Genomic DNA, 18,416 nt, shown 5'->3' on the forward strand with positions numbered 1-18,416 from the left:
CGGCCTTTTTTGTGTTTGACATTATTTTGATAAGGTTATATAGTTAGTTACATGAGTAACTAACCAACTAACGTGGTGGTGGAAAAGATGACCTTATCGATGGATGATAGCCGCCCCATCTTCGTACAGATCGCGGAACGAATAGAGAACGACATTATCGAGGGGAGGCTGCCCGAGGAATCGCAGGTTCCTTCGACGAATCAATTCGCTGCTTTCTACCAGATCAATCCCGCAACGGTCATGAAGGGCGTAAATCTGCTCGTCGACCAAGAAATTTTGTATAAGAAAAGAGGGATCGGCATGTTCGTGGCAACGGGAGTCCGAGCGAAAATCATGGAGAAACGCAAAGAACAATTTTACGAGCAATACGTCGTGGCGATGGTAAGGGAAGCGGAGAAGCTCGGCATTACGGCAGAACAGTTAACCGAAATGATACGGAGAGGGGAGAAAGCGTAATGAACAGCATCGTCGAGATCAAGGAACTTACGAAAACATACGGAAACTTCAAAGCCGTCGATAACGTGAGCTTTACTCTGGAAGACGGCAAAATTTACGGGCTGTTGGGAAGAAACGGAGCAGGGAAAACGACGATCATGCATATGATTACGGCGCAGTTGTTCAAATCCGGCGGCGAGATCAAAGTGTTCGGAGAAGAGCCGTTCGAGAACGACAAAGTACTCAGGAAAATTTGCTTCATTAAAGAGAGCCAGAAGTATCCGGATAATTTTAGAGTGTTGGACGTACTGAACGTTTCCCCGTTATTTTTCCCGAATTGGGATAAGGAGCTCGCGTATTCGTTAATCGAGGATTTCCGGCTTCCTTTAAAGCGCAGAGTCAAGAAGCTCTCCAGAGGGATGCTCTCTGCCGTAGGAATAATCGTTGGTCTCGCAAGCCGGGCCCCGTTAACGATTTTCGATGAACCGTATCTAGGTTTGGATGCCGTAGCCCGAAGCTTGTTCTACAACAGGCTGTTGGAGGATTATGCCGAGCACCCGCGAACGATCGTCCTGTCTACCCATCTGATAGACGAAGTGAGCCAATTGCTCGAACACGTTCTCGTAATCGACCGCGGCAAGTTGCTTCTTAACGAGGAATCCGAAGTTCTGCGCGGCAGGGCGTCGACGGTAGCGGGAACGGCAGCGAAGGTGGAGGAGTTCCTTGAAGGGAAGCAAGTCATTCATCGCGAGCCTTTTGCGGGACTTACGTCCGCAACGGTCATAGGCCATCTCACCGCAGAAGATCGCGGTCGAGCGGCCGAGCTTGGTTTGGAAATCTCGCCCGTATCGCTGCAGCAGATGGTCGTCCATCTGACGAATAGCCAAAATAGGAGAGAGGCAGGAGAAGTTCGATGAATAGAGTGGTCGGCATCATAAAGACGCATCTAGCCGATAAGTTGACATGGCTCATTCTTCCATGGCTCATTCTTGGCATTAGCTTCGCGTGCAATTTGATCATTGGCAGTCTGGCCGACGAAAAGATTTACACGGGCGGATTGGCTTCGATTTATATCTATATGCTTGTGGTCGGAATCGGTAGCGTGGGGCAGACATTTCCATTTCTAATCGGATTTTGTACCAGGAGAAAAGATTATTTCCTAGGAACGGCGGCAACGATCGCGATCATTAGCTTTTTATCGGCCATCGTGCTGCTCCTGATCGGCTATGTCGAACGGGAAACCGGCCAATGGGGCATGGAACTTTATTTCTTCAACGTGAAATACTTGAGCGACGGTCCGTTGCTTGAACGGTTCTGGATCCTTTTCACGCTCATGATCAACCTCTTCTTCTGCGGTTTCGCGATCTCATCCATTCATCGCAAATTCGGACGCAACGGTTTGTATTTCTTCTTCATCGCGCTCGGCGTCGTTATGACCATCGCGAGCTACTTGATTACCCTGAACGAGAAATGGGAACCGATCTTCGGGTGGATGGCGGACATATCCGTCATGGAGTTAGCAAACGGGTTGTTCCTAGGTACGTTGATCTATGTGTTATTCTCCTATCTGCTGCTGCGCAGGGCGACCGTATAACGAAGAGGGCGAAACCGGATTCTTCAATATCCGGATCGCCCCTTTCATTCGTTTATCGATGGACTGCGTGAAAGGCGATCGAGCATTCGGGATCGAGCGCTCGGATCTCTCTGATGACCCTGGCTTGCTCAATGCGATTAACCGTACAAAGCATCATCCTTGTCCCGCCCGGACAAGGTTCCCGATCGTCCAACAGGATCAACTCTTTGCCGAATCGGCTGCGCATCGCATCGCTAATCGCTTCGCTCCGTTCGCTCGTTATCCAGACCATTCTCGTTAAAGCAAAACCGCTCATGGAGAAGTCGGCCATACGGAAGGCTAACAGGAATGCGACGATGGAATACAACGCTTCGTCCCAACCGAATACGAATCCTCCGGCAAGCAACACTGCGCCGTTGAATAGCCAAAGCGCTTTTCTCGTTTTGTCCGACGTTCCCGGCGTAGCGCTCGCCCCCGCGCCGTCCGCCGCATCGATAAAACCTCCGTAACGAAGAACCATGCCGATGCCGACTCCAAAAGCGATTCCTCCAGCCGTCGCCGCGGCGAACGAGTACTCCATCAATGGAGGCGCGGGATGCAAATAGAACGCGGTTAACGAAAGGGTAGACAACCCTACTAAAGTAATAAGCCTTGTATGGGGATCGAATCGGCGATACCGGAAGAGCAGAAAAGGCAAATTCAGCAAAAACAGAAATAAACCAAGCCGCATCTCCGTTAAATACGAAAGTAGAACGGATGCCCCCGTAACCCCTCCGATGAGCATATTGTGCGGAACAAGAAACAATTCTAAGCCGATAGCGGATAAAATCGAACCGAACATCACGCAGGCAAGCCGGTATGAAACGCGCATGTTAGCCATGACGGCATTCACCCTCTCTTGTTTTATGAGGACTCGACTTTCTTTGCTGATTTGCCGAACCGGAATACTTTATCGAGCACGGTGTAGATCAGTTTCGTTTCTTTGGTCAGCAAAGGACCGAGAATGGCCAAGATAAGCACGTATAACGCGGCGAAAGGCTGAATAATGGTCAGCAGTCCGCCCGCCTTGGCGATATTGGCCATGATGATCGAGAATTCTCCTCGCGCCACGATCGTGAACCCGATGTTCACGGAAGCTTTGGGCGAGAGCCCGGCGCTTCGTCCGGCGAGCATGCCCGCCGTGAAGTTGCCGATCAACGTAACGACGACTGCCGCAAGCGAAAGCCATATCGCGCCGCCTAGCGTCGTAGGGTCGATCGTTAAGCCGAAGCTGAAGAAGAAGATCGCGCCGAAGAAATCCCTGAACGGAAGAATCAGCTTCTCGATCCGTTTCATGTGTTCGGTTTCGGCTAGCACCAAGCCGATCAGCAGAGCGCCGATCGCTTCCGCGACATGGATCGTCTCGGAGAAGCCGGCCACAAGGAACAACCCTGCGAAAATGACGAGCCCGAAGAGTTCGTTGGAACGAATATCCAGCACTTTGTTGAGCAGAGGAACGGCTTTGCGACCGATGACCAGCAAGGCGAGCATGAAGACGAGCGCGATTAAGGCGGACAGGGCAACTCCCCATACCGATGCGGATCCGCTTAGCACGAGACCCGAGAGGATCGAGATATATACCGCAAGGAATACGTCCTCGAACATGATGATGCCGAGAATCATTTCGGTTTCCGGATTGGCGGTACGCTTGAGATCCACGAGCACTTTAGCCACGATGGCGCTGGAAGATATCGTCGTGATCCCCGCCACGACAAGCGTTTCCTGGAACGGAAAACCCGCCGCCCAACCGAAGGCAAGGCCGAGCGTAAAGTTAATGGCGATATAGATCGTGCCGCCAACGGCGATCGAGCGGCCGGATTTAATCAGCCTGCCGACGGAAAATTCCAGCCCGAGGTAGAAGAGCAGGAACAAGACGCCGATTCTGCCCATGAACTCGATCAAGGGCGCGCTTTCGATAAAGCGAAAATCGAAATGCCACAGCTCTACGGAGTGGGGCCCGACGGCCATTCCGATGAGAATATAGAAGGGAATGACGGAAAATCTGAATTTGGCGGACAACAAACCAGCCAAGGCGATGAGAGCGATCGCGAGGCCGACTTCAAGAACGATATGATCCATTTCGATCAATCGCTTCCGTGCACGAGAATCTTTTTAAGCTCTTTATGTTGCGCGCGCTCTCCCGCGACAACCAATGTCATGTCCGGAGCGAGTTTGAAATCCGGTCCGGGATTAATGTGCTTGACGTGATCCGCGCCAAGCAGGGCGATGATCGTGGCTCCGGTATTTTTGCGGATATGAAGCTCGCCTATCGTTTGCCCGATGCAGGCGTAATGGGCTTCGAGTTTGTACCACTCGATGATGAGATCGTCCAAAGCGACTTCGATCGTTTCGAGCATTTTGGGCTTATAAGTCATGCCGCCGATCATGGCGGCGACCATCCGGGCCTCGTCATCGTCCAAAGTGACCATGGAAATGCTGCTATCGGGATCTTTGTGATCGAAGTGATAACATTCGCGGCGTCCGTCGTCGTGCACGATAATGACGAGTTTATCGCCGCCGCGGGTATTCATTTGAAATTTCTTGCCGATTCCTGGGAGATCGATTTCACGGATATTCATATAGTTATCCCTCCTGAAGTTATCATTCACGACTGCGTTAGAACGGCATACGGACAAGTCAAATAAACCTCATCAAATGGCGGTTGAGGTCATTGGGACTTGTCTTTAGACGCGTTCGTACGAAGTCGTGAATTTCAGGGGCATGAGCAATATTTTGCGCACATGCACTAGGACTAAGGGGAGAAAGGCGTATTTGTATTGGGGCATGCGGTAAGGAAGGTAGGCGTTGAAACGGAAGTGAAACGCAAGCAGCAGCAGAACGCTGAGGAGCAGCATTTTGCTGGGCAGGGAAACCGTCCGTTTGGTAGCCTTGACGCTGTTCGGAACGTCGTGGGCAAGCGAGGTGCTGCTGGAGGTGGTGACATTGTCTCCAATCATCATGGTAGGCATGCTAAGCATAATGAAGGCGCCAAGCAACACGAGGATGAAGGCGAGACTGCGAAACGGCTGCAAAGTTGTCTTCATTCGGTGTCCCCCTTCAATGCTTTTTTATTAGAATACCATATTAGGCATGTCTTTCTCAATTTTCACCCCGTTGGGAAAATGTGATACACTTCACTCATATTGCCGTAAACCGTCATAGGAGATGAAAACGTGACCGAAAGAAGTCATCTGAGAAAAGCATATGTTTGGGCAGGGATAGCCGCTGTTTTATTCGCGATCGTTAGCTTGCTTATCCGCTTCGAGGGGATATCGGGATTCGATTCCGGCATCATCTCGACCGTTCAAGGTTGGGAGAACGCCGGCTTGACGCGGGTAATGGAAGCGTTAAGCTGGTTCGGATCGACGATGGTCGTTATCGTGATCGCCATCGTTATTTTATTGTTTCTCGCCTTTGTTCTCGGGCACCGCATGGAGCTGCTCTTCTTTATATCGGCTCTGGCGGGATCTTCGTTGCTTAATCATTTATTAAAGGATTTCTTTCAACGGGAAAGGCCGAATATTCATAGGCTGGTCGAGGAAACCGGCTACAGCTTCCCGAGCGGACACTCGATGGCGGCATTCGCTTTATACGGGGCATTCGTTTACTTGCTTTGGAAACGCGTGAAAAGCGGAAGAGGCAGGGCGCTACTCGTGGCGTTGGGGGCGATTCTCGTCGTCGGGATCGGAATAAGCCGTATTTATTTGGGAGTGCATTATCCGAGCGACGTCGCGGGCGGGTATCTCGCCAGCTGGGTGTGGCTTGGCTTAATGATCGAGGTTTTCCGGAAGCTGGCTCCGGCCGCGTTTCGCAAGTAACAAAGCAAAGGGATTGCGGCTTGTCCTGTCGGACGTAACCGCAACCCCTTTTTTGCGTTATTCGACAACGATCGTGCCTGTCATATCGTTGTGCCCTTGGCCGCATTGGACGGAGCAGTGGAACTCGTAGGCTCCCGCTTTGGTCAATTTAACCTCTTGGGTTTCGCCGTTCTTTAGCTTGATTCCTAGTTCGTCGTCGCTTTCTATTCCGTGCACGCCTTGAGAGTTTTTCAAAGAAATCTTAAGCGTGTCGCCTACTTTCGCTTTGATGTCCTCCGGCTGGAATTTCCAGTTGGACGCATCGATCGTGACTTCTTGTACTCCGCCTCCGCCCGCTGCGGGCGCAGTTGCCGTAGTCGTTGCCGTAGGAGACGGCGAAGGCGAAGGTGAAACGTTGTTGTTTGCATTGTTTTTATTCGCGCAAGCGCTTAACGTTAGCGCGGTTGCCAAAGCAAATATGGCAAACAAAGAACCGGACTTTTTCATTGTCGAAATAACCCCCTCGATAGTCTTTGTAAATAGTTGCAATACTGTCTGTTAACCATAATATGTCCGAACAAATCAGAAATTATCGCTTCCGCTCGGATTGATTTTCAGGTTGTGGACGAGAGCTCTTTACAACGGGCGGCACATTGGGCAAAATAAGATTCATTGACGTTGGGCAACGATGTGTTGCGGGAGCGGGAGGATATTGGGATGAGCATGAGACTTCGTGGCAGAAAAAATATTCGAGAGAGTTTGGAGCGGCAGCCGGATCTTGTCGTGTTGGAGCCGCAGCGGCTAAGAGGGCGTTGGCACGAGTTTTTCGGTAACGATAATCCGATTCATATCGAGTGCGGGATGGGCAAAGGACAATTTATTAGCCGCATGAGCGCCAATAATCCGCACATCAATTACATCGGAATGGATATTTACGACGAATTGTTGCGGCGGGGAAGCGAGAAAGCCCGGGCATTGTGGAAAGAAGAAAAGGGCGTCGACAAAGTGCCGAATTTGGCGCTTGCCCGCGGGAACGTTGAGTTTCTGGACAAAATGTTCGAACCGGGGGAACTGCAACGCATTTATTTGAACTTCAGCGATCCATGGCCGAAGTCTAAACATGGCAAACGGAGATTGACGCATCCTCGTTTTCTAATGAAATATAAGGAAGCCCTGAGCGATGTTGGAGAAATCCATTTCAAGACGGACTCCCTAAGCTTGTTCGAGTTCTCCTTAAACAGTTTTTCCGCTGTAGAGTACCAAATGCGCAATATTTCCTTGGATCTGCATCGCCACGGTATTCGCGAGGATCTCGTGCTGACCGAATACGAGACGAAATTCGTAGGGCAAGGCATGCCGATATACAGGCTCGAAGCGGTACTTGGGGAGAAGGTTCAACAGGAGCATCGCCGCGCCGTTGCGGCAGAGCTCGAGAAGCAATCCAGTAGAGGAACGACGCGAAATTACGAATCGGGCGACGACTTGGAATCCGATTCCGACGACGAATAAATAAGCCGTACCCGGGTGAGAGCCGGGTACGGCCGTTATGATCATCGTGCTTGCCTAAGAGGCGGGCACGTTGATTTTTTTTAAATCCAAATAGAGAGCAACAGGGCGGTTGAGCCGCCTAGCAGGGCGCCCGCGACGGTGTCGCTAGGGAAATGCAGTCCGAAGTAAATGCGCGATAAAGCCACTCCGATCCCGATAGGCATAAGAACGGGGATGAGAAGAGGTTCGGCCAGCATCCAAGGCGTCAGCATGGCGAACGCCGCCGTCGTATGACCGGAAGGGAAAGAAGGGTCTTTAAGCGGGCGACGGTTCGTATTGATCTGCGAGAATACTTGGTAGGGACGGAGTCTCGGCGCGCTTCTCTTCGCGATAGCGACGGGAATGTGGCTTAAGATTACGGCGGCGAAGGCGAGCCAACCCGCGCTGCTCCACGGATCAGGCATGAACAACCCGGCGGCGAGGGACAGACAGAGACTGCATGTCGCTCCTGCGAGAAGAGATAAGATATGGAAGAGCCAGTTCAAGGCGGAACGGTTCCAACGAATGTTGACATGCAGGAAAAGCGGGCGTTCGACCTCCTGAAGCATGCGGTATATTCGGCTCATACTCCATCTCCTTTGCTTAAATGGGGTGATCAGCGGCGTTCGGCGGCTGATTGCTCTTGCTCTTCTAACTCTACAACTTGAATGTAACCTCAGTATTAACTTGCCTTTGATACTCCGTTAATGTGCGGTTAGTAAAATGAAGGAAACGAACGGAGAGGGGACTTGATTACCGATGTCGGAATTCCGCTTGGCTTTATTTACCGATACGTATTCGCCGGAAGTTAACGGCGTAGCGAAAACGTTGGAACGTTGGATCGGATATTTGCGTAAGCAAGGAATCGAATGCATGGTGTTCGCGCCCTCAAGGCCCAGGAAGGAAAGAACGGTTTCCGAAGCTGCGGAAAGGCTCGTAAGCCTGCCTTTTTTTCTTTATCCGGAGTGCAGGCTGGCCTTACCCCAGACCGGAAGCGCGGAGCGCAAGCTGCTGAGCTTCAAGCCGACCGTTATCCACGTAGCGACACCGTTCGGCACAGGGGTGACGGGTCGCCATTTGGCGATGAAACACGGAATTCCGCTGATGGCCTCGCATCATACTCATTTCGTGCGTTATTTGCCGTTTTACAATCTTCAATGGATGGGTAAACTTTTATGGAGATATTTGCATTGGTTTCATCTGCCTTGCAGAAAAATCTATGTGCCCTCCAGATCCGTGCTGGAGGAATGCCTTGCAGACGGATGGGAAGGGCTTGAATTGTGGAGCCGCGGGGTCGATACGGAGCGCTTCCATCCTCGCGTCGATCGGGAACGGTTTCTAAGGGAGGCAGGAATGGCAAGCTCCCGGTTCGTTGTTCTCTACGCGGGAAGAATGGCGCCGGAGAAACAAACGGATGTGGCCGTGGAAGCGGTAGCCCGGTTCGCCGACAGGACGGAAGCGGACGTGGAATTGGTCGTTGCCGGAGATGGTCCGGCGGCAAACGACATTAAAGCTTTGGCTTTGCGGCGAGGAATTCAAGCCAAGTTTCTCGGCTCCGTTTCGCAGCCGACGTTGCAGAGGTGGATGGCCGCATCGGACGTGCTCCTGTTTCCTTCCGCCACCGAGACGTTCGGCAACGTCGTATTGGAAGCCATGGCCTGCGGACTGCCCGTCGTGGGGGCGGCCGGAGGAGCAGTTCCCGATACGATTCGCAGCGGAGAGAACGGGTTGCTCTGTTTGCCCGGCGACGTCGGGCAATTCGCGGATAAGCTCGAGCTGCTGTATAAGGATGCTTCCTTGCGCGCGCGGCTTTCCGCCGCAGGCGCCCAAGAAGCCAAATACCGGTCTTGGGACGGAGTATTCGACGGTTTGAAATCAAGCATGGAAGAAGCAATCGGAGCTTGGGTTGCAACTTAGTCCTTTGTTCGCACGTTAACTTATTTGTCATGAGGTCATAGGTCTCCGGATAGAAAAAGAATGGAAATCGATGAAAATCTACGCTGTGACGTAGCAATTGCCGCTGTATGCGATGCTTAGTTGCCGAGAACCCCTCATCTAGGCTGATAGCCGCGAATATGAAGGCAATGCCCTTTTGACAAATGGTTGGAAACCGAAGAAAATCAAGAATGTCACTTTGAAGGGGATTCAAGGGTCGCTTAGTCAAATTAGAGAGATAACGCAGAAGCAAAAACACAGAGAGAAAAAAGAAAAAGGGATCTAGGGGGTACAACTGAATATGTTTAACAATCTTCTTTTGGTTGTTCAGGGACTTGCTGCCGCTATCGGAGTGTACCAAATCATTCTTTCGTTTTTCGGTTGGTACCGCAGGAAAGAACGGATTACGCACAAACCGACCAAGTCGTTCGCGTTGCTTGTCGCGGCGCATAACGAAGAGACGGTCGTCGGGGCGCTGATCGAAAATTTATTGAAAATGGACTATCCTCGCGAGCTGTTCGATATTTTCGTTATTTGCGATAACTGTACGGACGGAACGGCTAAGATCACTCGCAGTTACGAGGGCGTATACGCGTTCGAAAGAACGAATCCGAATCAACGAGGCAAAGGCTTCGCGATCGAGTGGATGCTTAAGGAGCTATGGAAGCACCCGAGACAGTACGATTCCATCGTGATGTTCGATGCCGATAACCTAGTCGCTACGAATTTTTTGCAATACATGAACGAAGACCTTTGCAACGGGCACCGCGTTATTCAAGGTTACTTGGATACGAAAAACCCGCATGATTCTTGGATCAGTGCCGCGAACGGCATTACCTACTGGTTCTGTAACCGACTTTGGCAGTTGCCGCGTTACAACCTGAAGCTGTCCAACTTTCTTGGCGGTACGGGAATGTGTTTTGAAACGAAGCTGCTGAAGGATATGGGCTGGGGAGCGACCAGCTTGGTCGAGGACTTGGAGTTTACGGTTCGCTGTATCCAAAGAGGCATTTACCCTAAATTCAATTACGACGCTCGCGTATACGACGAGAAGCCGATTACGTTCAAGGCATCCGCCCGTCAACGCTTGCGCTGGATGCAAGGACATTTCGACGTTTCGCGCCGTTATATGCTGCCATTGTTCTGGCAAGGGATCAAAGAGGGCAGCATCGTTAAGATCGACGCCGCTCTGTACATTTTTAACGCGTTCATTTACTTGATCGGATTTTTGATCACGATGGCGCTCTGGTTCGACGTGATGCTTCCGGGCGATCCTCATCTGACGTCTATCTATTCGCAGATGCCGCTTGGCTTGTCGCTAACGATCGTGCTCTACGGTTATCTGCAATGTCCGATCGCGATGCTGATGGAGAAAGTCAACTGGAAAATGTACTTGAAGCTGCTGCTGTTCCCGATCTTCTTCTTGTCCTGGTGGCCGATCGCGTTCTACGCCTTCTTCACCCAGAACAACAAAACTTGGAGCCATACGGAGCACACGCGCGTTATCCGTTTGGAAGAAGTGCAAGGCAAACAAATGTAATCGCGTAAACGGGGCTGCCCTAAGGTCTTTTTAGACCTTCGAGGCAGCCCCTTGCGATTCGAGGAGAAATTAAGCTTTCTCTAATTCCGAGATGAGCAACCCGAACAGTTCGTTTTCCGTGGCAAGGATTTCTCTATGGACCTCTAATGCTTTATGTTTCCATTCGGGATTCCGCGACATTAAATATTTCATGTAATGATGACGGGAAGTAAATGCCGCTTTTTCGTTATCCGAGAAGGCTTGCGACAGGCTCTTGTCCTTGATTCGGCCGCTTTGCGCCAAGTAATTCACTCCGAAGCTCATCGTCTTCTTATGATCGTAAAGAATGTGCAGCGCCTTTAGGCAATTCAATTCGAGCGATTCGGCGGCGTTGTTCCCGATGTTGCCGATTTGCGTCTCGTAAGCGGTAATTCCGAACGCGGCGTCATAAGTTTCCTCAATAAACCGGAACCGGTCGTTTGTTTTGCGGGATTCCGCGTAATCCCGCAACCGCTCGATGCAGTAAAGGGAGTCGAATCGGTAAGTTTCGTCGTCGCTCACGCGCAGCAGTTGCACCCCGGTAAATCCATCGTACTGATCGCCGATGGGGGAGCTGCTGTAGAACGCTTCTCTCAATTCCTCGAACGTAACCGTCTCTTTGCCGTAGTTCACATTGAAGAAGTCTGCCGCGTTAAAGGTTTTGTTTCTGAGGTCATATCCGTATACGAACATGTCGTGGAAGATGTGATGGGTCTGATAATTATGCTTGTATGCTCGTATATGATAAGTATCCAGCATAAGACAAATATAGCTTGAATGATCGATAGCGTTGATGATGAAATCGACGATATCCAACCGATTGGCCAACGCCGTCCGCCTGCTTAAGTATTCCGTCGTCGCCAGTCTGTAATGATGCCTGGAATGAGGTTTGTGGAAATCAAGCCAGCCGACTATGTTGTCATCCGAGACGTAGGCAAGTTGAATGTGATTCAAGAAGGCCCATTCCGGGAAGTAACGGTGCTCGCCCAATATGGACATGGCGTTGGCGTGCTTTGGCATCGAGGTAATGAGGGGGTCGCTCATCTTCAATTTTTTCCACACATCATACATCTCCTTTATCTATTGGATTCGAGTAGCGGAACGGATCACTCCTTTCATAGAAATTTACAAAATATAGAATATTTTGCTAATTCGATCTTAATCTCGCTCTCGGGACGAGTCAAGCAAGATCAATCGTTGACATTCATGGCGCATCGTGATAAAGTGTTCGTTGTGACTGATTTGTTGTAAATTTTCAGCACGCGCAAGCAGAAGCGCCCGCTTCTCACCTGATCGGCTTCGGCTGATGGGTTAGCGTAGCCGACGATACGGAGAATGCGGAAGCTTAAGTTTCCTAGCATAGCCGATAACGTTTGGACTAGGATGCGGGTCGATGCGACTCGTATTTTTTGTTTTTTCCGACAATCTCACTCGACAGTTTATTTCGGAGGTGGAACATTATTAGCAAGGATCATCAAATCAACGAGGAAATCCGGGCGAAGGAAGTCCGACTAGTCGGCCCTGAAGGCGAACAGATCGGAATTAAACCTTTTCGCGAAGCTATGCAGATGGCCATTGACGCGAATCTTGACCTAGTCAACGTAGCGCCGCAGGCGAAACCGCCGGTGTGTCGCATCATGGATTACGGCAAATTCCGTTATGAGCAGCAGAAGAAAGAAAAGGAAGCTCGGAAGAATCAGAAAATCGTCGACCTCAAAGAAGTTTGGTTTCGTGCGAACATTGAAGAACATGACTACCAAACGAAGTTTCGCAACGTTGTGAAATTTTTGAACGATGGCGACAAGGTGAAATGCTCCGTGCGGTTCCGCGGTCGCGAAATTACGCATGCCAAGCTCGGTCAGAAGATCTTGGAACGAGTGGCGAACGAAGTAGCAGAGATTTGTGTAGTAGAGCGCATGCCTAAGCTGGAAGGCCGCAGCATGATTATGATTTTGGCTCCGAAAGCCCACTGACAGGAGGATACAATTCATGCCTAAGATGAAAACTCATAGCAGCTTGAAAGATCGTTTCAAAATTACCGGAACCGGTAAAGTCAAACGCTTCAAAGCTTACAAAAACCACTTGCTGTCCCACAAATCGGGACGTCAAAAACGCGTGCTGGCCGGCCAACCATTGATGGCTCAAGGCGACGTTCGCCGCTTGCAGCAACAACTTGGAAACCTGAAATAAATCGTCATATGAACACTTCCGGGAGGTAATGAATCATGGCAAGAGTCAAGGGCGGATTCGTAACGCGCCGTCGTCGCAATAGAATGTTAAAGTTGGCAAAAGGTTACTGGGGCGCGAAACATCGCCTGTTTAAGAAAGCTAAAGAACAAGTAATGAAATCCCTTATGTACGCATACCGTGACCGTCGTCAGACGAAACGGAACTTCCGCAAATTGTGGATCGTGCGTATTAACGCTGCAGCTCGCCAAAACGGCTTGTCCTACAGCAAAATGATGCATGGCCTGAAATTGGCCGGCATCGAAGTGAACCGTAAAATGCTTGCCGACCTGGCCGTGAACGATATCAACGCGTTCAACTCCCTTGCCGGCGCCGCAAAAGAAAAAATCAAAGCGTAATTTCGCTTTTAGAAGAAGCTCCGGGCAACCGGGGCTTTTTCGTGTTCGGGCATGTCCAGGCGATTATTCTTATTTTGTCCGCAATCGGACAGAGGTACAAGCACGGCAAGCTTTCTCTTCATACAGTACAAGACATGGTGCAGCTTCAGAGAACGCACCTTGGAAGGAGTGTTAAGAGATGGCTCAAGTTACGCGCACGCAAGCTCAGAAGCTGGTAGGCAAACAGATTTACGCCGTTCGCAAGGACGGATCCGTCGTTTCGGGCAAGCTTGTTCGCATTTCCGGTAACCGGCTCATTTTGGAGGGTCCTAAAGGCAAGAACGTGCAAACGAAAGCGATATTTCCGCTTGTACTCTTCGATTTGTTGGCAATCGGCACGGTACCGTTCGGCGGATTCGGACCGTTCGGCGGATTCGGAGGCGGCTTTGGCGGGTGGTGGTAAACTTGAAACAGCGGACCGGGATATTCGGGTCCGCTGTTTTGCCTAGTTCACTGCAAGGATTTGATAAGTTCTACGACTTTCAAGCTTGGGATCGCTCGCAGCGTGTGATAACCCAAGCGTCGATAGAAACTCAGAGCGCGGTAATTTTCCTCATCTACATACACGTGGGACATCTCGGAGCCTTTATTCCGCGCATATTGCTCAGCGTGACGCATGAGCGCCGTTCCCAACTGCTTGCTCTGATGGCGGGAATCGACGGCTAGCAAATCGATAAGTAACGTTGGGCCGCGAAACTCCATATGGAGGAAAGCGATCGGCGGGCTTCGGCGAGTCCGGGACGCGACCAACGTCGCCCCCCTGCGGACGCGCCGGGAAATTTCGTAATGAAGGCGGCTGCCCGTCGGGTGTTGCCAAGGGGAAATCGGGACTAATTGCGTACGGACAAGCTCTACGATGCCCTTATCGTCCCGCGGTTGTCTCCATCGAATCAAGTGGGGTGCCTCCCCGTTTTAAGTCGCTCGGCCATTACTGAACAGTCGGAATGCCGGTTGTACAACGTATGATCAACAATTTTGATTGGTAACGGCGAAGATGTGTATTGACGAATGCCTTGGTGAAGAATATAATAAATGCTAAATCGACTGAACAACAAATAGCCGTGATGAGGAAAAAGCGATAGGGCTCTTATGCTCAGAGAGTGTCGGACTAGCTGAAACCGATACCTTAATCCCTGTAAGCGAAGTCTCCTCGGAGCTGTTCCCCTGAACCGCCTGATTGGCACATTAGGGAGAATCGGAGTGGCGCACGTTATTGCGCTTAAAGTATGGGATGTTCCTTTGGTCCATTCGATCGGACGACATACTTTATAAGGCCGTCACCGCGAGGTGCGCGGCAAACTCGGGTGGTACCGCGGAAGCAACAGCCTTTCGTCCCAAGACAGCCATATAGGCGTTGGGATGAAAGGCTTTTTGATTTGTTGAAAGGAGGAAAAAAAGATGAGTGCACAAGGTGTTACGTTGAAATCCAAACAAGAGTTGATCGAAAAATGGAGCAAGCCGGAAGTCATCACCGGATCGGAAATTCTGCTTCGCAGTTTGTTACTGGAGGGAGCGGAATGCGTCTTCGGTTATCCGGGCGGAGCCGTTTTGTACATCTACGATGCGATGCATGGATTTACCGATTTCCAGCATCTGCTGACGCGCCATGAGCAAGGAGCCATCCACGCCGCGGACGGTTATGCCCGTTCTACGGGCAAGGTAGGCGTATGTATCGCGACTTCGGGACCGGGGGCAACGAACCTCGTCACGGGAATCGCGACGGCCTATATGGATTCGGTACCGCTCGTCGTGATTACGGGCAACGTTGCGACAAGCCTAATCGGAACGGATGCGTTCCAAGAAGCCGATATCGTCGGCATCACGATGCCAATCACGAAGCACAGTTATCTGGTACGTAAGGCGGAGGACTTGCCTCGCGTGATCCATGAAGCTTTCCATATTGCCAACAGCGGACGCAAGGGTCCGGTGCTCATCGACATTCCGAAGGATGTTTCCGCGGAGAAGACGTTATTCCAACCGGTTACCGAGGTTAGCCTGCGCGGGTATAATCCGACCGTCCAACCGAACAAGAATCAAGTCGAGAAAATGATCCGGGCCATCGAGAACGCCGAGAAGCCGGTTATCCTAGCCGGCGGCGGCGTTGTCTACTCGGGAGCTCACGACGAGCTGTACGAGTTCATTACGAAGACGGGCATTCCGACGACGACGACTTTGCTCGGCCTGGGAGGTTTCCCTAGCGGGCACGAGCTGCATATGGGGATGCCCGGCATGCACGGAACGTGGACCGCGAATACGACGATTCAGTCCGCCGATCTTCTTATCAGCATCGGGGCCAGGTTCGACGATCGCGTTACCGGCAAATTGTCCGGCTTCGCGCCGCACGCTAAGATCGTTCATATCGATATCGATCCTGCCGAGATCGGCAAGAACGTTCCGACGGACATTCCTATCGTCGGAGACGTGAAAGCCGTGCTTCAACACGCTAACGCGATCGCGAAGTATGCGGGCAAAGCGGATGCTTGGCGCAAGCAAATTCAAGAATGGAAGGCTGCTAAGCCATTCAAATACGTCGATTCCGACACCGAGTTGAAGCCGCAATGGGTTGTTTCGATGATCCACGAAACGACGAACGGCGACGCGATCGTTACGACAGACGTTGGGCAGCACCAAATGTGGGCAGCCCAGTATTATCCGTTCAACAAACCGCGTTCATGGGTAACGTCCGGCGGCTTAGGAACGATGGGCTTCGGATTCCCGTCGGCTATCGGAGCGCAGATGGGCAACCCGGACAGAACGGTCGTCTCCATCAACGGCGACGGCGGCATGCAGATGTGCGCTCAGGAGCTGGCGATCTGCGCGATCAATAACATTCCGGTCAAAGTGGTTATCATCAACAACCAAGTGCTCGGCATGGTTCGCCAATGGCAAGAGCTTATCTACGATAACCGTTACTCCCATATCGATCTATCGGGCAGCCCGGATTTCGTGAAGCTGGCGGAGGCATACGGCGTAAAAGGCTATCGCGCGGCCAACAAGGATGACGCCCTGAAAGCATGGAAGGAAGCGCTCGCGCATCCCGGTCCTGCGGTCGTTGAATTCGTCGTTCGCAAACACGAGAACGTGTATCCGATGGTTCCTCAAGGAAGCACGATCGATCAGATGATTATGGGGGATTCCGAATGAACCGTAAACATACGATAGCGATACTTGTGAACGATCAGCCGGGCGTCATGCAACGGGTGTCCGGCCTGTTCGGACGCGCGGCTTCAATATCGAGAGCATTACCGTCGCTCTTCCGAAGAGCCGGGCCTTTCCCGGATGGTTATCGTCACTACCGGCGACGATCATACGCTGGAGCAGGTCCAGAAGCAATTGTACAAGCTTATCGACGTCATTAAAGTCATTGACGTTAGCGGCAACCCGATGGTCGGACGCGAGCTGGGCCTCATCAAAATCGGAGCCGACCCGTCCATGCGGCCGGAAATCCTCGGCATCGTAGAGACGTTCCGCGCGGCGGTCGTCGATATCGGGCCTACGACGCTGATCGTTCAAGTCGTAGGGGATACCGAGAAAATCGACGCCATGATCGAACTGCTTAAACCGTACGGCATTCGCGAGCTGTCGCGCACCGGCGTGACGGCAATGAACAGAGGCGCCAGATAGTCTATCGCACAACGTTTGAGAACTACCCGCTCGAAGCGGGGGTTCGAGAGGAGAAACCGGCTTGCGCCGATCTCCTTTGGAACGCCCGCTTCGAGGGTTACGTAAGACCATTTTTACTATTTTAAGGAGGAACACAATCCAATGGCAGTAAATTTATTTCACGAAAAAGACGCCGATCTTGGCGTTCTTAAAGGCAAAACAATCGCGGTAATCGGTTACGGCAGCCAAGGTCACGCTCAAGCGCAAAACCTTCGCGACAGCGGCGTAAACGTTATCATCGGTCTTCGCGAAGGTAAATCCGCGGAAGCGCTCGCAACGACGGCTTCGAAGTGCTTTCCGTTGCCGACGCTACTCGCAAAGCGGACGTAGTTCAAATCCTTATGCCGGACGAGACGCAAGCTAGCGTCTACAAGAACGATATCGAGCCTAACCTGAAAAAAGGCGCAGCCCTGATGTTCTCCCACGGCTTTAACGTACATTTCGGCCAAATCGTAGCTCCTGCGGATGCTGACGTTTTGCTGGTTGCTCCTAAATCCCCTGGCCACATGGTTCGCCGTACTTACGTTGAAGGCTTCGGCGTACCGGGACTGATCGCTATTCATCAGAACGGAACGGGCAAAGCATTCGAAATCGGTATGGCTTATGCCAAAGGTATCGGTTGTACGCGCGCGGGAGTTATCGAAACTTCCTTCCGCGAAGAAACCGAGACGGACTTGTTCGGCGAGCAAGCCGTTCTTTGCGGCGGTGCGACCGCACTCGTTAAAGCCGGTTTCGAAACGCTTGTTGAAGCTGGATACGCTCCTGAAATGGCTTACTTCGAGTGCTTGCACGAGTTGAAGCTGATCGTTGACATGATGTACGAAGGCGGCATGGCTTCCATGCGCAATTCGATCTCCAACACTGCGGAATACGGCGACTACGTTACCGGACCTCGCGTAGTGACGGAAGAAACGAAAAAAGAAATGAAACGCGTGCTGCAAGATATCCAACAAGGTAAATTCGCTCGCGACTTCATCCTTGAGAACCAATCCGGACGCGCGTTCCTCACGGCCACTCGCCGTAACGAAGCCGAGCACCCGATCGAAGTCGTCGGCGCTCAACTGCGCGGTATGATGCACTGGATCAAGAAGTAATTCCCATTATTCTTTAACGAAGCCCCGTCAGCCGACGGGGCTTTTTGGCGTCTTCTCATCGGATAGAAATAAAACGCAAAATTGTCGTTTTTTATGATATAATCTCTCAGGCTGAACGCGCATTAGTTGCCGTAATCGCAGCATAGAGTGAGAATACGGACCTGCAAGGGG

General features: G+C 51.5%; 20 protein-coding genes and 2 pseudogenes. 14 read left to right on the forward strand and 8 right to left on the reverse strand.

Annotated features, from left to right (window positions below; genetic code table 11):
- The first annotated feature begins 87 nt into the window (after positions 1-87).
- Genes FPL14_RS21295 through FPL14_RS21305 form a run of 3 tightly spaced genes read left to right on the forward strand, consistent with a single transcriptional unit; the run spans position 88 to position 2,029 of the window.
- Positions 88-456: a GntR family transcriptional regulator gene (locus tag FPL14_RS21295; RefSeq protein ID WP_182299645.1), complete on the forward strand. Its 369-nt coding sequence runs from the start codon at positions 88-90 to the stop codon at positions 454-456.
- Positions 456-1,352 (forward strand): ABC transporter ATP-binding protein, encoded by an 897-nt coding sequence (locus FPL14_RS21300; protein WP_182299646.1) that lies wholly within the window; start codon positions 456-458, stop codon positions 1,350-1,352. Before FPL14_RS21295 ends, FPL14_RS21300 begins: the two co-directional genes overlap by 1 nt.
- Positions 1,349-2,029 (forward strand): hypothetical protein, encoded by a 681-nt coding sequence (locus FPL14_RS21305; RefSeq protein ID WP_182299647.1) that lies wholly within the window; start codon positions 1,349-1,351, stop codon positions 2,027-2,029. Before FPL14_RS21300 ends, FPL14_RS21305 begins: the two co-directional genes overlap by 4 nt.
- A 52-nt stretch (positions 2,030-2,081) precedes the next feature.
- On the opposite strand, the gene FPL14_RS21310 is transcribed toward FPL14_RS21305, so the two are convergent.
- From FPL14_RS21310 to FPL14_RS21325, 4 genes are all read right to left on the reverse strand, one after another.
- A complete protein-coding gene (locus FPL14_RS21310) occupies positions 2,082-2,888 on the reverse strand; it encodes a YitT family protein (RefSeq protein ID WP_182299648.1) in 807 nt (268 codons plus the stop codon).
- Positions 2,889-2,911: 23 nt separating this feature from the next.
- A complete protein-coding gene (locus tag FPL14_RS21315; RefSeq protein WP_182299649.1) occupies positions 2,912-4,126 on the reverse strand; it encodes a cation:proton antiporter in 1,215 nt (404 codons plus the stop codon).
- Positions 4,127-4,131: 5 nt separating this feature from the next.
- Positions 4,132-4,626, reverse strand: a complete 495-nt coding sequence (locus tag FPL14_RS21320; RefSeq protein WP_182299650.1) for a cation:proton antiporter regulatory subunit — start codon at positions 4,624-4,626, stop codon at positions 4,132-4,134.
- Between the two features lie 105 nt (positions 4,627-4,731).
- Positions 4,732-5,091 carry a hypothetical protein gene (locus FPL14_RS21325; protein ID WP_182299651.1) on the reverse strand — a complete coding sequence of 120 codons (360 nt, stop codon included), beginning with the start codon at positions 5,089-5,091 and terminating at the stop codon, positions 4,732-4,734.
- A gap of 129 nt (positions 5,092-5,220) precedes the next feature.
- Here FPL14_RS21325 and FPL14_RS21330 point away from each other — a divergent pair, with 129 nt between their 5' ends.
- Positions 5,221-5,865, forward strand: a complete 645-nt coding sequence (locus FPL14_RS21330) for a phosphatase PAP2 family protein (protein WP_229263608.1) — start codon at positions 5,221-5,223, stop codon at positions 5,863-5,865.
- 57 nt (positions 5,866-5,922) lie between these two features.
- Here FPL14_RS21330 and FPL14_RS21335 read toward each other — a convergent pair whose 3' ends face one another.
- Positions 5,923-6,351 carry a cupredoxin domain-containing protein gene (locus FPL14_RS21335; protein WP_182299652.1) on the reverse strand — a complete coding sequence of 143 codons (429 nt, stop codon included), beginning with the start codon at positions 6,349-6,351 and terminating at the stop codon, positions 5,923-5,925.
- 216 nt (positions 6,352-6,567) lie between these two features.
- Between FPL14_RS21335 and trmB the strand changes: the two genes are divergently transcribed.
- A complete protein-coding gene (gene trmB / locus FPL14_RS21340) occupies positions 6,568-7,353 on the forward strand; it encodes a tRNA (guanosine(46)-N7)-methyltransferase TrmB (protein WP_182304096.1) in 786 nt (261 codons plus the stop codon).
- 80 nt (positions 7,354-7,433) lie between these two features.
- Here trmB and FPL14_RS21345 read toward each other — a convergent pair whose 3' ends face one another.
- A complete protein-coding gene (locus FPL14_RS21345; protein ID WP_182299653.1) occupies positions 7,434-7,958 on the reverse strand; it encodes a phosphatase PAP2 family protein in 525 nt (174 codons plus the stop codon).
- 172 nt (positions 7,959-8,130) lie between these two features.
- Here FPL14_RS21345 and FPL14_RS21350 point away from each other — a divergent pair, with 172 nt between their 5' ends.
- Positions 8,131-9,288: a glycosyltransferase family 4 protein gene (locus FPL14_RS21350; RefSeq protein WP_182299654.1), complete on the forward strand. Its 1,158-nt coding sequence runs from the start codon at positions 8,131-8,133 to the stop codon at positions 9,286-9,288.
- A 319-nt stretch (positions 9,289-9,607) separates the two neighbouring features.
- Positions 9,608-10,846, forward strand: coding sequence for a glycosyltransferase family 2 protein (locus FPL14_RS21355; RefSeq protein WP_182299655.1), 1,239 nt, complete (start codon positions 9,608-9,610; stop codon positions 10,844-10,846).
- A 69-nt stretch (positions 10,847-10,915) separates the two neighbouring features.
- Here FPL14_RS21355 and FPL14_RS21360 read toward each other — a convergent pair whose 3' ends face one another.
- Positions 10,916-11,926, reverse strand: a complete 1,011-nt coding sequence (locus tag FPL14_RS21360) for a hypothetical protein (protein ID WP_182299656.1) — start codon at positions 11,924-11,926, stop codon at positions 10,916-10,918.
- 416 nt (positions 11,927-12,342) lie between these two features.
- Between FPL14_RS21360 and infC the strand changes: the two genes are divergently transcribed.
- The 4 genes from infC (at position 12,343) to FPL14_RS21380 (ending at position 13,891) form a co-directional block, all read left to right on the forward strand.
- Positions 12,343-12,837, forward strand: coding sequence for a translation initiation factor IF-3 (infC, locus tag FPL14_RS21365; RefSeq protein ID WP_220471261.1), 495 nt, complete (start codon positions 12,343-12,345; stop codon positions 12,835-12,837).
- Positions 12,838-12,853: 16 nt separating this feature from the next.
- Positions 12,854-13,054: a 50S ribosomal protein L35 gene (rpmI, locus tag FPL14_RS21370; protein ID WP_182299657.1), complete on the forward strand. Its 201-nt coding sequence runs from the start codon at positions 12,854-12,856 to the stop codon at positions 13,052-13,054.
- Between the two features lie 35 nt (positions 13,055-13,089).
- Positions 13,090-13,449 carry a 50S ribosomal protein L20 gene (gene rplT / locus FPL14_RS21375; protein WP_182299658.1) on the forward strand — a complete coding sequence of 120 codons (360 nt, stop codon included), beginning with the start codon at positions 13,090-13,092 and terminating at the stop codon, positions 13,447-13,449.
- A gap of 178 nt (positions 13,450-13,627) precedes the next feature.
- Positions 13,628-13,891: a 50S ribosomal protein L33 gene (locus FPL14_RS21380; protein WP_182299659.1), complete on the forward strand. Its 264-nt coding sequence runs from the start codon at positions 13,628-13,630 to the stop codon at positions 13,889-13,891.
- 47 nt (positions 13,892-13,938) lie between these two features.
- Here FPL14_RS21380 and FPL14_RS21385 read toward each other — a convergent pair whose 3' ends face one another.
- Complete coding sequence (locus tag FPL14_RS21385; RefSeq protein ID WP_182299660.1) at positions 13,939-14,382, reverse strand: GNAT family N-acetyltransferase; 444 nt, start codon at positions 14,380-14,382, stop codon at positions 13,939-13,941.
- A 504-nt stretch (positions 14,383-14,886) separates the two neighbouring features.
- Here FPL14_RS21385 and ilvB point away from each other — a divergent pair.
- The 3 genes and pseudogenes from ilvB (at position 14,887) to ilvC (ending at position 18,245) form a co-directional block, all read left to right on the forward strand.
- Positions 14,887-16,632 (forward strand): biosynthetic-type acetolactate synthase large subunit, encoded by a 1,746-nt coding sequence (gene ilvB, locus FPL14_RS21390; protein ID WP_182299661.1) that lies wholly within the window; start codon positions 14,887-14,889, stop codon positions 16,630-16,632.
- Positions 16,629-17,112: pseudogene (ilvN, locus tag FPL14_RS21395) on the forward strand (acetolactate synthase small subunit). The gene ilvB and the pseudogene ilvN overlap by 4 nt, the downstream one beginning before the upstream one ends.
- Positions 17,113-17,253: 141 nt before the next feature.
- Positions 17,254-18,245 (forward strand): annotated as a pseudogene (gene ilvC, locus FPL14_RS21400) (ketol-acid reductoisomerase).
- Positions 18,246-18,416 lie beyond the last annotated feature (171 nt).

The organism is Cohnella cholangitidis, from assembly GCF_014107495.1.
GTDB lineage: Bacteria > Bacillota > Bacilli > Paenibacillales > Paenibacillaceae > Cohnella > Cohnella cholangitidis.

What these genes read in the sequence shown, in the direction of transcription:
- rplT (WP_182299658.1), top strand. Translation starts at nt 13,090, where the DNA reads ATGGCAAGAGTCAAGGGCGGATTCGTAACGCGCCGTCGTCGCAATAGA.
- FPL14_RS21350 (WP_182299654.1), top strand. Translation starts at nt 8,131, where the DNA reads ATGTCGGAATTCCGCTTGGCTTTATTTACCGATACGTATTCGCCGGAA.
- FPL14_RS21295 (WP_182299645.1), top strand. Translation starts at nt 88, where the DNA reads ATGACCTTATCGATGGATGATAGCCGCCCCATCTTCGTACAGATCGCG.
- FPL14_RS21300 (WP_182299646.1), top strand. Translation starts at nt 456, where the DNA reads ATGAACAGCATCGTCGAGATCAAGGAACTTACGAAAACATACGGAAAC.
- FPL14_RS21305 (WP_182299647.1), top strand. Translation starts at nt 1,349, where the DNA reads ATGAATAGAGTGGTCGGCATCATAAAGACGCATCTAGCCGATAAGTTG.
- ilvB (WP_182299661.1), top strand. Translation starts at nt 14,887, where the DNA reads ATGAGTGCACAAGGTGTTACGTTGAAATCCAAACAAGAGTTGATCGAA.
- FPL14_RS21315 (WP_182299649.1), bottom strand. Translation starts at nt 4,126, where the DNA reads ATGGATCATATCGTTCTTGAAGTCGGCCTCGCGATCGCTCTCATCGCC.
- FPL14_RS21335 (WP_182299652.1), bottom strand. Translation starts at nt 6,351, where the DNA reads ATGAAAAAGTCCGGTTCTTTGTTTGCCATATTTGCTTTGGCAACCGCG.
- FPL14_RS21310 (WP_182299648.1), bottom strand. Translation starts at nt 2,888, where the DNA reads ATGGCTAACATGCGCGTTTCATACCGGCTTGCCTGCGTGATGTTCGGT.
- trmB (WP_182304096.1), top strand. Translation starts at nt 6,568, where the DNA reads ATGAGACTTCGTGGCAGAAAAAATATTCGAGAGAGTTTGGAGCGGCAG.
- FPL14_RS21320 (WP_182299650.1), bottom strand. Translation starts at nt 4,626, where the DNA reads ATGAATATCCGTGAAATCGATCTCCCAGGAATCGGCAAGAAATTTCAA.
- rpmI (WP_182299657.1), top strand. Translation starts at nt 12,854, where the DNA reads ATGCCTAAGATGAAAACTCATAGCAGCTTGAAAGATCGTTTCAAAATT.
- FPL14_RS21355 (WP_182299655.1), top strand. Translation starts at nt 9,608, where the DNA reads ATGTTTAACAATCTTCTTTTGGTTGTTCAGGGACTTGCTGCCGCTATC.
- FPL14_RS21325 (WP_182299651.1), bottom strand. Translation starts at nt 5,091, where the DNA reads ATGAAGACAACTTTGCAGCCGTTTCGCAGTCTCGCCTTCATCCTCGTG.
- FPL14_RS21345 (WP_182299653.1), bottom strand. Translation starts at nt 7,958, where the DNA reads ATGAGCCGAATATACCGCATGCTTCAGGAGGTCGAACGCCCGCTTTTC.
- FPL14_RS21380 (WP_182299659.1), top strand. Translation starts at nt 13,628, where the DNA reads ATGGCTCAAGTTACGCGCACGCAAGCTCAGAAGCTGGTAGGCAAACAG.